The 14,395-nt window shown below is 48.4% G+C and carries 12 protein-coding genes; 9 read left to right on the plus strand and 3 right to left on the minus strand.

Translation table 11 applies throughout. From position 1 onward, the window contains the following. Nucleotides 1-6: 6 nt before the first annotated feature. The 3 genes from clpP to bolA form a co-directional block, all read right to left on the minus strand. Nucleotides 7-630: an ATP-dependent Clp endopeptidase proteolytic subunit ClpP gene (gene clpP / locus ACU8XX_RS18240; protein ID WP_000122253.1), complete on the minus strand. Its 624-nt coding sequence runs from the start codon at nt 628-630 to the stop codon at nt 7-9. Between the two features lie 245 nt (nt 631-875). Next, complete coding sequence (tig, locus tag ACU8XX_RS18245) at nt 876-2,174, minus strand: trigger factor (RefSeq protein WP_001198386.1); 1,299 nt, start codon at nt 2,172-2,174, stop codon at nt 876-878. Nucleotides 2,175-2,517: 343 nt separating this feature from the next. Continuing rightward, nucleotides 2,518-2,835: a transcriptional regulator BolA gene (gene bolA / locus ACU8XX_RS18250; protein ID WP_000973448.1), complete on the minus strand. Its 318-nt coding sequence runs from the start codon at nt 2,833-2,835 to the stop codon at nt 2,518-2,520. A gap of 304 nt (nt 2,836-3,139) precedes the next feature. Here bolA and ACU8XX_RS18255 point away from each other — a divergent pair, with 304 nt between their 5' ends. The 9 genes from ACU8XX_RS18255 to ACU8XX_RS18295 all read left to right on the plus strand — a co-directional run bounded on the left by ACU8XX_RS18255 (nt 3,140) and on the right by ACU8XX_RS18295 (nt 14,348). Continuing rightward, nucleotides 3,140-3,718, plus strand: coding sequence for a lipoprotein (locus ACU8XX_RS18255; RefSeq protein WP_001295326.1), 579 nt, complete (start codon nt 3,140-3,142; stop codon nt 3,716-3,718). A 43-nt stretch (nt 3,719-3,761) separates the two neighbouring features. Beyond that, entirely contained in the window at nt 3,762-5,237 is a 1,476-nt protein-coding gene (gene ampG / locus ACU8XX_RS18260) for a muropeptide MFS transporter AmpG (RefSeq protein ID WP_000098438.1), read from the plus strand. 461 nt (nt 5,238-5,698) lie between these two features. Further along, a complete protein-coding gene (gene cyoA / locus ACU8XX_RS18265; protein ID WP_089640167.1) occupies nt 5,699-6,646 on the plus strand; it encodes a cytochrome o ubiquinol oxidase subunit II in 948 nt (315 codons plus the stop codon). 21 nt (nt 6,647-6,667) lie between these two features. After that, the gene (gene cyoB, locus ACU8XX_RS18270; protein WP_000467180.1) at nt 6,668-8,659 is read left to right on the plus strand and encodes a cytochrome o ubiquinol oxidase subunit I; all 1,992 of its coding nucleotides are present in this window, start codon (nt 6,668-6,670) and stop codon (nt 8,657-8,659) included. After that, nucleotides 8,649-9,263: a cytochrome o ubiquinol oxidase subunit III gene (locus tag ACU8XX_RS18275; RefSeq protein ID WP_000179819.1), complete on the plus strand. Its 615-nt coding sequence runs from the start codon at nt 8,649-8,651 to the stop codon at nt 9,261-9,263. The genes cyoB and ACU8XX_RS18275 overlap by 11 nt, the downstream gene beginning before the upstream one ends. After that, nucleotides 9,263-9,592 carry a cytochrome o ubiquinol oxidase subunit IV gene (locus ACU8XX_RS18280; protein ID WP_000019869.1) on the plus strand — a complete coding sequence of 110 codons (330 nt, stop codon included), beginning with the start codon at nt 9,263-9,265 and terminating at the stop codon, nt 9,590-9,592. The genes ACU8XX_RS18275 and ACU8XX_RS18280 overlap by 1 nt, the downstream gene beginning before the upstream one ends. Nucleotides 9,593-9,603: 11 nt before the next feature. Next, nucleotides 9,604-10,494, plus strand: a complete 891-nt coding sequence (gene cyoE, locus ACU8XX_RS18285) for a heme o synthase (RefSeq protein WP_000971336.1) — start codon at nt 9,604-9,606, stop codon at nt 10,492-10,494. Between the two features lie 148 nt (nt 10,495-10,642). Next, nucleotides 10,643-12,013, plus strand: a complete 1,371-nt coding sequence (locus ACU8XX_RS18290; protein WP_016241941.1) for an MFS transporter — start codon at nt 10,643-10,645, stop codon at nt 12,011-12,013. Nucleotides 12,014-12,194: 181 nt separating this feature from the next. Continuing rightward, complete coding sequence (locus tag ACU8XX_RS18295) at nt 12,195-14,348, plus strand: SEL1-like repeat protein (RefSeq protein ID WP_032169783.1); 2,154 nt, start codon at nt 12,195-12,197, stop codon at nt 14,346-14,348. Nucleotides 14,349-14,395 lie beyond the last annotated feature (47 nt).

The raw sequence follows: 14,395 nt of genomic DNA on the forward strand, positions 1-14,395 counted from the left end.
CTGGCATCAATTACGATGGGTCAGAATCGAATCGACCAGACCGTATTCCACCGCTTCAGGGGCGGAAAGGAAGCGATCGCGCTCGGTATCACGTTCAATCTGTTCTAATGATTGACCCGTATGAAGCGCCATAAGTTCATTCATGCGCCCTTTAACTTTCAGAATTTCACGGGCATGAATTTCGATATCGGTCGCCTGGCCCTGGTAGCCGCCCAACGGTTGGTGAATCATCACGCGCGAATTCGGCAGGCAAAAACGTTTACCTTTTGCCCCTGCGGTCAGCAAGAAAGCGCCCATCGAGGCCGCCTGGCCCATACAGATGGTGCTGACATCAGGCTTGATAAACTGCATGGTGTCATAGATAGACATCCCGGCAGTGATCACCCCGCCTGGGGAGTTAATGTACAGATAGATATCTTTTTCTGGGTTTTCCGCTTCCAGGAACAGCATCTGCGCCACAATCAGGTTAGCCATGTGGTCTTCAACCTGGCCAGTCAGAAAAATGACGCGTTCCTTAAGTAGACGAGAATAGATATCAAAAGAGCGCTCACCGCGTGAGGTCTGTTCAATGACCATCGGCACCAGCGCCATATGGGGTGCAAAGTTATCTCGTTCGCCGCTGTATGACATTTCCGTCTCCTGGATAAAATTGAAAAAACCTGCTGTACCGATTGTAACCTTATGGACGGATTATCAGCTAGTCCCTGTGTTATGGGTACGGCATCACCATATTTCAAGCATAACAATCTTTTGTTGTTACGCTAACACCGAAAGAGGCTTTTCGCACGGTTCCATGCAAAATTCATGACAAAAAAAAGCCCACCACCTGGCGGTGACGGGCCTTTGTGCGAATTTAGCGCGTTATGCTGCGTAAATTACGCCTGCTGGTTCATCAGCTCGTTGAAAGTGGTTTCTTTTTCAGTCACTTTCGCTTTCGCCAGTACAGCTTCAACAGCCTGTTCTTCCAGAGCAACATTGCGCATGTTGTCCATCAGTTCTTTGTTTTTGCTGTAGAACTCGATAACTTCTTTCGGATCTTCGTACGCAGAAGCCATCTCTTCGATCAGGCCTTTCACGCGCTCTTCGTCAGCTTTCAGCTCGTTGGTGCGGATAACTTCGCCCAGCAGCAGGCCAACAACTACGCGGCGTTTAGCCTGTTCTTCGAACAGTTCGCGCGGCAGTTCCAGAGCTTGTTTTTCGTTGCCACCGAAACGCTGTGCAGCCTGGCGACGCAGAACGTCGATTTCGCTGTCGATCAGCGCAGCCGGTACGTCGATGTCGTTAGCTTTTACCAGACCTTCGATCGCCTGAGACTTAACGCGGTTACGGATGGCGCTCTTCAGCTCGCGCTCCATGTTTTTACGCACTTCAGCGCGCAGACCTTCTACGGAACCATCTTCAACGCCGAAACGTTTGATGAATTCTGCAGTCAGTTCCGGCAGTTCACGCTCTTCAACTTTCTTCAGGTTGATAGCGAATTTCGCTGCTTTACCTTTCAGGTTTTCTGCGTGGTATTCTTCCGGGAAGGTCACGTCGATGGTGAACTCTTCGCCAGCTTTGTGGCCTTTGATACCGTCTTCAAAGCCCGGGATCATACGACCCTGGCCCATCGCCAGTACGAAATCAGACGCTTTACCGCCTTCGAACTCTTCGCCGTCTACAGAACCGGTGAAGTCGATGGTTACGCGGTCTTCTGCTTCAACAGCGCCGTCTTTTTCTTTCCAGGTCGCCTGCTGTTTACGCAGAGTATCCAGCATGCCGTCAACGTCAGCGTCGGTCACTTCAACGATCGGTTTTTCAACTTCGATCGCTTCCAGACCCTGCAGTTCAACTTCCGGATAAACTTCAAACTCTACAGAGTAAGTGAAGTCTTCACCCAGCTTGTATTCGCCCGGAACATAAGTCGGTGCGCCAGCCGGATTGATTTTTTCTTTAATGATGGCGTCAATGAAGTTACGGCTCATCAGGTCACCCAGAACGTCCTGGCGTACAGACGCGCCATAACGCTGAGCAACGATATTCATTGGCACTTTGCCTTTGCGGAAGCCGTCAATACGTACTTTTTTCGCAACGTTGACCAGCTCGCTTTTAACAGCGGTCTCGATGCTGTCAGCAGCGATAGTAATCGTTACACGGCGGCCAAGGCCTTGAGTGGTTTCAACTGAAACTTGCATCTTGTTACCTCAAAAAATCACAGTGCTCGGTCAACTCTTACCCCGCAAGCACAGGTTGTTGGCTTCGCGGAACCGGGATGTTCTTATAATCAATCACATTCCCTGTTACCAGAATCATCCCGAAAGCATTCAAATAGGACGCGGCATTATAGCGGCATCACTTTTATGAGTCGAGAACGGTTATTGCGCGCTGTCGCGTATTTTTTCACAATTCCCGGGCAATTTTCGTCTGAATGCTGGGCAAAAAGCGCAAAATCCAGACAAAACAAAACGGCCCGCAGGCCGTTTTTCATAAAATCTTTAGCAACATACTGGAAAAGCGCCGACAGTTGCAAATGCGTTTTTACGCGATGCTTCCTGCTCCACGACAGGGAGGAGAGGCAAAGACGGTGTCCTGCAACCCTTCCCACTCCTTAATAGTGTAAGTATGCAGAGCCAGCGCATGAACGGTAGTAGAGAGTTCCTCCGCTAAAGTACTGTAAATCATTCGATGACGATTCAGAAAACGTTCACCCGTAAAACGATCGCTGACCAGCACAACTTTAAAATGGCTTTCAGAGCCGGCTGGGACATTGTGACGATAGCTTTCATCCACTACTTCGAGGAATACGGGTTGGAACGCCGCCCTTAATTTTTCTTCTATCCGCTCACGTATCATCATGAAGTATCTCCTCCGACAACGCTGAGATGTCATCCATCCCTTTAAATACTAGCCGCTTTTACCGTTTCCATTGCAGCTTAACAACAAATATTTAGGTTTCGTCCTGGTTTTTCCGTCAAGCGTATGAAGTTTACTGATTTAAAGATTGAAACACAGGCCTCGCATCAGTGTTTCTTTTACCAGGGGCGATTATTTCGTCAACATGATGAATTTACATGCCTTACCCACTTCCCCTCGCCGTTGGCAATGTTATGATGGCGGGAATTTTTACCAAACACGCTTAAGAGTCTCTGAGAGCCCGAACATGTTCAAAAAAATCCTCTTCCCGTTAGTTGCTCTGTTTATGCTTGCAGGATGCGCAAAACCGCCAACAACTATTGAAGTTTCCCCGACGATTACACTGCCACAGCAGGATCCAAGCCTGATGGGCGTCACCGTAAGCATTAATGGTGCCGATCAGCGTACCGATCAGGCGCTGGCAAAAGTCACCCGCGATAATCAAATCGTTACCCTGACCGCCTCCCGCGATCTGCGTTTCCTGCTGCAAGAAGTGCTGGAAAAACAGATGACCGCGCGTGGTTACATGGTTGGTCCGAATGGCCCGGTTAATCTGCAAATCATCGTTAGCCAACTGTATGCTGACGTGTCCCAGGGCAACGTGCGCTACAACATCGCGACCAAAGCGGATATCGCCATCATCGCTACCGCGCAGAATGGCAACAAAATGACCAAAAACTATCGTGCCAGCTACAACGTTGAAGGTGCGTTCCAGGCCTCCAACAAAAATATCGCCGATGCGGTTAACAGTGTGCTGACCGATACCATCGCTGATATGTCTCAGGACACCAGCATCCACGAATTCATCAAGCAGAACGCGCGTTAATTTCTGCCCTCTGGCCCGGTGCAAGCCGGGCCTGTAGACGCCCATGTCCAGTCAATATTTACGTATTTTTCAACAGCCGCGTTCAGCCATATTGCTGATCCTGGGTTTTGCTTCCGGGCTACCGCTCGCCCTGACATCCGGTACCTTACAGGCCTGGATGACGGTCGAGAATATTGATCTCAAAACCATTGGTTTCTTCTCTCTGGTAGGCCAGGCTTACGTTTTTAAATTCCTCTGGTCACCGCTGATGGACCGCTACACGCCCCCATTTTTTGGGCGGCGGCGCGGTTGGCTGCTCGCCACGCAAATCCTGTTATTAGTCGCCATTGCGGCGATGGGTTTTCTCGAACCAGGCACCCAACTCCGCTGGATGGCGGCGCTGGCGGTGGTGATCGCTTTTTGCTCGGCCTCTCAGGATATTGTCTTCGATGCGTGGAAAACCGATGTGCTCCCGGCAGAAGAGCGTGGTGCGGGCGCGGCAATCAGCGTGCTGGGTTACCGTTTAGGGATGCTGGTTTCCGGCGGCCTAGCCCTGTGGCTGGCAGATAAATGGCTGGGCTGGCAGGGCATGTACTGGTTGATGGCGGCGCTGTTGATCCCCTGTATTATCGCGACGTTGCTTGCACCAGAACCAACCGACACCATTCCTGTGCCCAAAACGCTGGAACAAGCGGTTGTTGCACCTCTGCGAGATTTCTTTGGTCGCAATAATGCCTGGCTTATTTTGCTTCTTATCGTGCTGTATAAGCTGGGCGACGCATTCGCCATGAGCCTGACAACCACGTTTTTGATTCGCGGCGTCGGGTTTGATGCGGGTGAAGTAGGCGTGGTAAACAAAACGCTTGGCTTACTGGCGACCATTGTGGGCGCATTGTACGGTGGGATTTTGATGCAGCGCCTGTCGCTGTTCCGGGCGCTGCTGATTTTCGGCATTTTACAAGGTGCGTCTAACGCTGGTTACTGGCTGCTGTCGATTACTGATAAGCATCTCTACAGCATGGGCGCAGCCGTCTTTTTCGAAAACCTCTGTGGCGGGATGGGCACATCAGCCTTTGTCGCGCTGTTAATGACGCTGTGTAATAAGTCATTTTCCGCTACTCAATTTGCCCTGCTCTCAGCGCTTTCCGCTGTAGGACGAGTTTATGTCGGCCCCGTGGCGGGTTGGTTTGTTGAAGCACACGGCTGGTCGACATTCTATCTATTCTCCGTCGCCGCTGCCGTACCGGGGCTTATTTTGCTGCTGGTTTGCCGCCAGACGCTTGAATATACACGAGTAAATGACAACTTTATCTCCCGTACCGAATATCCGGCAGGTTATGCCTTTGCCATGTGGACACTGGCGGCGGGCGTCAGCCTGTTGGCCGTGTGGTTACTGCTGTTGACGATGGACGCGCTGGATTTGACGCACTTCTCTTTCCTGCCTGCTCTGCTGGAAGTCGGGGTTTTAGTCGCCCTTTCTGGCGTCGTGCTTGGTGGTTTGCTGGATTATCTGGCGCTACGAAAAACGCATCTGACGTAATCTGTAAATATTATTTAGCTGTAGTAATCACTCGCCGTAATTATTACGGCTAAATAAACATCAGTATCGCTTAATAATATTTGTTCTTTTGTGCGGCTTAGCGTTTGGAAATTATTGACGCAATTTATGAATTCTATTTTTTCTTACACGATTCAGCTAATGAGTCTTTATTTTCCCCCCCACCCAATTGTCACCATAATGATAATTATTTGTTAAACAATTGTTTTATTCCAGATTGGTTATACCAATTGCCCGTCCAAACTCCTTCTGCACTCCCCTTTCGTTATAACGCCCTTTTGCAACAGCTTCTTAAAATCAACTTGATATGTTTTGCAACATATGTGACCTGACAGCCAAATCCAAGTAACAGGAATTTAATCATGTTTACAGTAATGTAACCTTACCGTAAAATGCCCACACACTTTAAACGCCACCAGATCCCGTGGAATTGAGGTCGTTAAATGAGACTCAGGAAATACAATAAAAGTTTGGGATGGTTGTCATTATTTGCAGGCACTGTATTGCTCAGTGGCTGTAATTCTGCGCTGTTAGATCCCAAAGGACAGATTGGTCTGGAGCAACGTTCACTGATACTGACGGCATTTGGCCTGATGTTGATTGTCGTTATTCCCGCAATCTTGATGGCTGTTGGTTTCGCCTGGAAGTATCGTGCGAGCAATAAAGATGCTAAGTACAGCCCGAACTGGTCACACTCCAATAAAGTGGAAGCTGTGGTCTGGACGGTACCTATCTTAATCATCATCTTCCTTGCGGTACTGACCTGGAAAACCACTCACGCTCTTGAGCCTAGCAAGCCGCTGGCACACGACGAGAAGCCCATTACCATCGAAGTGGTTTCCATGGACTGGAAATGGTTCTTCATCTACCCGGAACAGGGCATTGCTACCGTGAATGAAATCGCTTTCCCGGCGAACACTCCGGTGTACTTCAAAGTGACCTCCAACTCCGTGATGAACTCCTTCTTCATTCCGCGTCTGGGTAGCCAGATTTATGCCATGGCCGGTATGCAGACTCGCCTGCATCTGATCGCCAACGAACCCGGTACTTATGACGGTATCTCCGCCAGCTACAGCGGGCCGGGCTTCTCAGGCATGAAGTTCAAAGTTATTGCAACACCGGATCGCGCCGAATTCGACCAATGGGTCGCAAAAGCGAAACAGTCGCCGAACTCCATGTCTGACATGGCAGCGTTCGAAAAACTGGCCGCGCCTAGCGAATACAACCAGGTGGAATATTTCTCCAACGTGAAACCAGACTTGTTTGCCGATGTGATTAACAAGTTTATGGCTCACGGTAAGAGCATGGACATGACCCAGCCAGAAGGTGAGCACAGCGCACACGAAGGTATGGAAGGCATGGACATGAGCCACGCGGAATCCGCCCATTAAAGGGGTTGAGGAAGAATAAAGATGTTCGGAAAATTATCACTTGATGCAGTCCCGTTCCATGAACCTATCGTCATGGTTACGATCGCTGGCATTATTTTGGGAGGTCTGGCGCTCGTTGGCCTGATCACTTACTTCGGTAAGTGGACCTACCTGTGGAAAGAGTGGCTGACCTCCGTCGACCATAAACGCCTCGGTATCATGTATATCATCGTGGCGATTGTGATGTTGCTGCGTGGTTTTGCTGACGCCATTATGATGCGTAGCCAGCAGGCTCTTGCCTCGGCGGGTGAAGCGGGCTTCCTGCCACCTCACCACTACGATCAGATCTTCACCGCGCACGGCGTGATTATGATCTTCTTCGTGGCGATGCCTTTCGTTATCGGTCTGATGAACCTGGTGGTTCCGCTGCAGATCGGCGCGCGTGACGTTGCGTTCCCGTTCCTCAACAACTTAAGCTTCTGGTTTACTGTTGTTGGTGTGATTCTGGTTAACGTTTCTCTCGGCGTGGGCGAATTTGCGCAGACCGGCTGGCTGGCCTATCCACCGCTATCGGGAATAGAGTACAGTCCGGGAGTCGGTGTTGATTACTGGATATGGAGTCTCCAGCTATCCGGTATAGGTACGACGCTTACCGGTATCAACTTCTTCGTTACCATTCTGAAGATGCGCGCACCGGGCATGACCATGTTCAAGATGCCAGTATTTACCTGGGCATCACTGTGCGCGAACGTACTGATTATTGCTTCCTTCCCAATTCTGACGGTTACCGTCGCGTTGTTGACCCTGGATCGCTATCTGGGCACCCATTTCTTTACCAACGATATGGGTGGCAACATGATGATGTACATCAACCTGATTTGGGCCTGGGGCCACCCGGAAGTTTACATCCTGATCCTGCCTGTTTTCGGTGTGTTCTCCGAAATTGCGGCAACCTTCTCGCGTAAACGTCTGTTTGGTTATACCTCGCTGGTATGGGCAACCGTCTGCATCACCGTGCTGTCGTTCATCGTTTGGCTGCACCACTTCTTTACGATGGGTGCGGGCGCGAACGTAAACGCCTTCTTTGGTATCACCACAATGATTATCGCCATCCCGACCGGGGTGAAGATCTTCAACTGGCTGTTCACCATGTATCAGGGCCGCATCGTGTTCCATTCTGCGATGCTGTGGACTATCGGTTTTATCGTCACCTTCTCGGTGGGCGGTATGACTGGCGTGCTGCTGGCAGTACCGGGCGCGGACTTCGTTCTGCATAACAGCCTGTTCCTGATTGCGCACTTCCATAACGTGATCATCGGCGGCGTGGTCTTCGGCTGCTTCGCAGGGATGACCTACTGGTGGCCTAAAGCGTTCGGTTTCAAACTGAACGAAACCTGGGGTAAACGCGCGTTCTGGTTCTGGATCATCGGCTTCTTCGTTGCCTTTATGCCGCTGTATGCGCTGGGCTTCATGGGCATGACCCGTCGTTTGAGCCAGCAGATTGACCCGCAGTTCCACACCATGCTGATGATTGCAGCCAGCGGTGCAGTACTGATTGCGCTGGGTATTCTCTGCCTCGTTATTCAGATGTACGTTTCTATTCGCGACCGCGACCAGAACCGTGACCTGACTGGCGACCCGTGGGGTGGCCGTACGCTGGAGTGGGCAACCTCTTCCCCGCCTCCGTTCTATAACTTTGCCGTAGTGCCGCACGTTCACGAACGTGATGCATTCTGGGAAATGAAAGAGAAAGGCGAAGCGTATAAAAAGCCTGACCACTATGAAGAAATTCATATGCCGAAAAACAGCGGTGCAGGTATCGTCATTGCAGCTTTCTCCACCATCTTCGGTTTCGCCATGATCTGGCATATCTGGTGGCTGGCGATTGTTGGCTTCGCAGGCATGATCATCACCTGGATCGTGAAAAGCTTCGACGAGGACGTGGATTACTACGTGCCGGTGGCAGAAATCGAAAAACTGGAAAACCAGCATTTCGATGAGATTACTAAGGCAGGGCTGAAAAATGGCAACTGATACTTTGACGCACGCGACTGCCCACGCGCACGAACACGGGCACCACGATGCAGGCGGAACCAAAATCTTCGGATTTTGGATCTACCTGATGAGCGACTGCATTCTGTTCTCTATCTTGTTTGCTACCTATGCCGTTCTGGTGAACGGCACCGCAGGCGGCCCGACAGGTAAGGACATTTTCGAACTGCCGTTCGTTCTGGTTGAAACTTTCTTGCTGTTGTTCAGCTCCATCACCTACGGCATGGCGGCTATCGCCATGTACAAAAACAACAAAAGCCAGGTTATCTCCTGGCTGGCGTTGACCTGGTTGTTTGGCGCCGGATTTATCGGGATGGAAATCTACGAATTCCATCACCTGATTGTTAACGGCATGGGTCCGGATCGCAGCGGCTTCCTGTCAGCGTTCTTTGCGCTGGTCGGCACGCACGGTCTGCACGTCACTTCCGGTCTTATCTGGATGGCGGTGCTGATGGTACAAATCGCTCGTCGCGGCCTGACCAGCACTAACCGTACCCGCATCATGTGCCTGAGCCTGTTCTGGCACTTCCTGGATGTGGTTTGGATCTGTGTGTTCACTGTTGTTTATCTGATGGGGGCGATGTAATGAGTCATTCTACCGATCACAGCGGCGCGTCCCATGGCAGCGTAAAAACCTACATGACAGGCTTTATCCTGTCGATCATTCTGACGGTGATTCCGTTCTGGATGGTGATGACAGGGGCTGCCTCTCCGGCCGTAATTCTGGGAACAATCCTGGCAATGGCAGTGGTACAGGTTCTGGTGCATCTGGTGTGCTTCCTGCACATGAATACCAAATCAGATGAAGGCTGGAACATGACGGCGTTTGTCTTCACCGTGCTAATCATCGCTATCCTGGTTGTAGGCTCCATCTGGATTATGTGGAACCTCAACTACAACATGATGATGCACTAAGAGCGGCGGTTATGATGTTTAAGCAATACCTGCAAGTAACGAAACCAGGCATCATCTTTGGCAACCTGATCTCGGTGATTGGGGGATTCCTGCTGGCCTCAAAGGGCAGCATTGATTATCCCCTGTTTATCTACACGCTGGTTGGGGTGTCACTGGTTGTGGCGTCGGGTTGTGTGTTTAACAACTACATCGACAGGGATATCGACAGAAAGATGGAAAGGACGAAGAATCGGGTGCTGGTTAAAGGCCTGATCTCTCCTGCTGTCTCGCTGGTGTACGCCACCTTGCTGGGTATTGCTGGCTTTATGCTGCTGTGGTTTGGCGCGAATCCGCTGGCCTGCTGGCTGGGGGTGATGGGCTTTGTGGTTTATGTCGGCGTTTATAGCCTGTACATGAAACGCCACTCAGTCTACGGCACATTGATTGGTTCGCTCTCCGGCGCTGCGCCGCCGGTGATTGGCTACTGTGCAGTAACCGGCGAGTTCGATAGCGGCGCAGCGATCCTGCTGGCTATCTTCAGCCTGTGGCAGATGCCTCACTCCTATGCCATCGCCATTTTCCGCTTTAAGGATTACCAGGCGGCAAACATTCCGGTATTGCCAGTGGTAAAAGGCATTTCAGTGGCGAAGAATCACATCACGCTGTATATCATCGCCTTTGCCGTTGCCACGCTGATGCTCTCTCTTGGCGGTTACGCTGGATATAAGTATCTGGTGGTCGCCGCGGCGGTGAGCGTCTGGTGGTTAGGTATGGCCCTGCGCGGTTATAAAGTTGCTGATGACAGAATCTGGGCGCGCAAGCTGTTCGGCTTCTCTATCATCGCCATCACTGCCCTCTCGGTGATGATGTCCGTTGATTTTATGGTGCCGGACTCGCATACGCTGCTGGCTGCTGTGTGGTAACACAACCTCTCTATTAAAAAGGTGCTACGGCACCTTTTTTCTTAGCATTAGAAACATATCCCTCTCGAAATATTTACTAAAAAATCCGCATGTTTACCCCATTCGTTTGCCGCTTTACACTAGTCGCGAATTTAAAACAGAGGTGGTAATGAACGATTATAAAATGACGCCAGGTGAGCGGCGCGCGACCTGGGGTTTAGGGACCGTATTCTCGTTGCGCATGCTGGGCATGTTCATGGTTCTGCCGGTTCTGACCACGTACGGCATGGCTCTGCAAGGTGCCAGCGAAGCATTAATCGGTATTGCCATTGGTATTTATGGTCTGACTCAGGCCGTTTTTCAGATTCCGTTTGGCCTGCTTTCCGACCGCATTGGTCGCAAACCATTAATTGTCGGTGGGCTGGCAGTGTTTGCCGCCGGTAGCGTTATCGCTGCGCTCTCTGACTCCATCTGGGGAATTATTCTGGGTCGGGCGCTACAAGGCTCCGGTGCGATTGCCGCTGCCGTTATGGCGCTGCTTTCCGATCTCACGCGCGAACAAAACCGCACCAAAGCAATGGCGTTTATCGGCGTGAGCTTTGGCATTACCTTTGCCATTGCGATGGTGCTTGGCCCGATCATCACTCACAAACTTGGGCTGCACGCGCTGTTCTGGATGATCGCTATTCTGGCAACGACCGGCATTGCGTTGACCATTTGGGTTGTGCCCAACAGTAGCACTCACGTACTTAATCGTGAGTCCGGAATGGTGAAAGGCAGTTTCAGTAAAGTGCTGGCGGAACCGCGGCTGCTGAAACTCAACTTTGGCATTATGTGTCTGCATATTTTGCTGATGTCGACGTTTGTTGCCCTGCCCGGACAACTGGCTGATGCAGGGTTCCCGGCGGCTGAACACTGGAAGGTCTATCTGGCGACAATGCTAATCGCCTTTGGCTCGGTCGTGCCTTTCATTATCTACGCTGAAGTTAAGCGCAAAATGAAGCAAGTCTTTGTCTTCTGCGTCGGGTTGATCGTGGTTGCGGAAATTGTGTTGTGGAACGCGCAAACGCAGTTCTGGCAACTGGTGGTCGGCGTGCAGCTTTTCTTTGTGGCGTTTAATTTGATGGAAGCCCTCCTGCCCTCACTTATCAGTAAAGAGTCGCCAGCAGGTTACAAAGGTACGGCGATGGGTGTTTACTCCACCAGCCAGTTTCTTGGCGTGGCGATTGGCGGTTCGCTGGGCGGCTGGATTGACGGCATGTTTGACGGTCAGGGGGTATTTCTCGCTGGCGCAATGCTGGCCGCAGTGTGGCTGACAGTCGCCAGTACCATGAAAGAACCGCCGTATGTCAGCAGTTTGCGCATTGAAATCCCAGAAAACGTAATGGCAGATGAAAAACTGGAAAAATGCTTACTGACAACGCCTGGTGTCAAAGATGTACTGCTGGCGAAGTTAGAACATTGCGTCTATGTGAAAGTAGACAGTAAAATCACCAATCGTTTTGAAATAGAACGAGTAATCAACGAAGTATCTTATTAAATAATAAGCACGGTGCTATTCATGAAAAATAAAATAGCACCGTACTTCGTAACACCATAATCCTTTAAACCCTCCATTATTAATACTTCGCTTAACTCCATATAACTGGACGATTACATTAGAAGTAAACTATACTTTTTATGAAATATCAGGGATAAATTATTCACATGGAAAATACATCATGTACAAATCATTATTTACTATTATCATTCTACTGTATAGCGCCAGTTCATATGCAAAAAGCGAATCCCCTCCCGCAAGCACTATAACTTTCATTGCACAAATCGATCATGTTGAGCTAAATAAAACAGCATTATCTCATGATATGAAACTCGTTCTTGCCGATCGTTTTTATTTCAAAACCAGTAATCCTTGCGAAACAAATTCAATTTCTGCTCGACCAGAATCAATGGGTATTACTGACAAAGCCTATGCCGACAAATTAAAAAAATTAGAAACTCCTTTTCTTGATGATCGCTATTTCTTTATGACCATCAATCAGTGTGACGGTAATGGCACTCCCATGCTGACAGACATAAAAGTATGTACAACAGAATTATGTGGTGCTGAATATACAAAGAAAATGTCTACTGTATGGCTCGATGAAACTTTAAAACCAACTGCTAAACGTCTGGCAATTTATTTTATTCAATCTCCTTTACCCTATGACGATGAGAAAAAACAATGGAAAGTCACCGGATGGTATATCTCATCAACTGATAATCAGTCTTCAACTAAACAGATTGCATTTGAAGGATATACAGACACAGATAACTTCTCCGATTCTAAATTTATTTCTTCATTTAAATCCTGGTTTGAAAGTGGAAAGATAAAAAACATTGCTAACTATAATCCAAAAGGAGAAAGAGATGGAAAATACGAAAGTTATTACAATAGCAATGGTAACGTCTATGAATCTCTAAGTTTTTCTAATGGTCTTATCAACGGCGAGTTTATTACATATTATGAAAATGGGGCCATTGAAAGTAAACGTCATTTTAATAACGGCAAAATTAAAGATGGTGAATGCCCTCATTTTTATGAAGATGGAAAAATCAAACAGCAACATAGCTATCTGAATAGTAAACTCGATGGTCCTGCATATGAATATTATCCTGATGGCAAACTCATGCAGGAAAATTTCTATCAGCAAAGTGTGTTGATTGGAAAAGATACCAGTTACTACCAATCCGGAAAAATAAGCTCTATACACAATAGAAATTCCCGTGGTCAGTATGATGGAGCTAACGAACGTTATAGTGAAGAGGGTAAGTTACTGTCTAAATCCGTCTATAAAGACGGAAAACAAATTTCTGTTCAAACCTGGTATGAAAATGGGCAGAAAGAAGAGGAGAAACATTTTGATGAGCAAGGCCAATTAAATGGTCTGGTTAAGCAATGGTATAAAAATGGTAATCTTGCAAAATCACAAAACTATAAACATGACATACTCGATGGTAACAGTGAAGAGTGGTACGAAAATGGCATCCCTGAGAGTTTGTACCCTTATAAGAATGGAAAAACCGACGGCATTGCCAAATCATGGAATAAGTATGGTAAATTAACCTATTCAATCGAATACAAAAATGGCGTAGAGAATGGGGCATATCGTAACTGGAGCAAAAACACAGGTAAACTAACCAAAGAAACCCTGTACGTCAATGGTATCAGACAGGGAGTGGAAAAAGAGTTTAACGATCGCACAGGTAAACTATTAACCTCCACGCAATATGTTAATAATAAAAGACATGGTACGGAGGAAACTTATGATCAAAACGGAATAAAATATATTACATGCTATCAAAATGATCAGAAATTATCGTCTTTAGACAATCCAACACAAATAAAAGATAATGCAACAACAGGCGATTCCAGTGCTCAATTTGCATTAGGAAAATACGAATTCATCTGTGTAAATATAGATGAAGGGATTAAATGGTTAACCAAATCTGCAGAGCAAAAAAACACTGATGCGATATACTTTTTAGCTACAGCCTACAAAGGCAATGGTATACCTGCAAACAATGAAAAATACCTGGCATATCTGCAACAAGCTGCAACACTGGGCAGTAGTAATGCCCAGGCGGAAATTGGCTATTTATATCTCATCGGAAAAGAACTACCACAGAATCTTCCTGATGCTGGTGTCTGGTTCAAAAAAGCAGCTGCACAAGGTAATTTTGCCGCACATTTCTATCTGGGAAGGATGTATCAGAATGGTGACGGCGTTGAGAGAAATATGGAAAAAGCCAGGTTTCATCTATCTAATGCGGCAGAAGGTGGAATAGAACCTGCGCTTAAAGCATTAAATGAACTTGAACATCAAACAAAATAAAGCGCTCAGGGACCACGTAAGGTTCATCAAACAGAAAAGGATATAGT

The organism is Escherichia sp. MAL-1 (genome assembly GCF_052948035.1).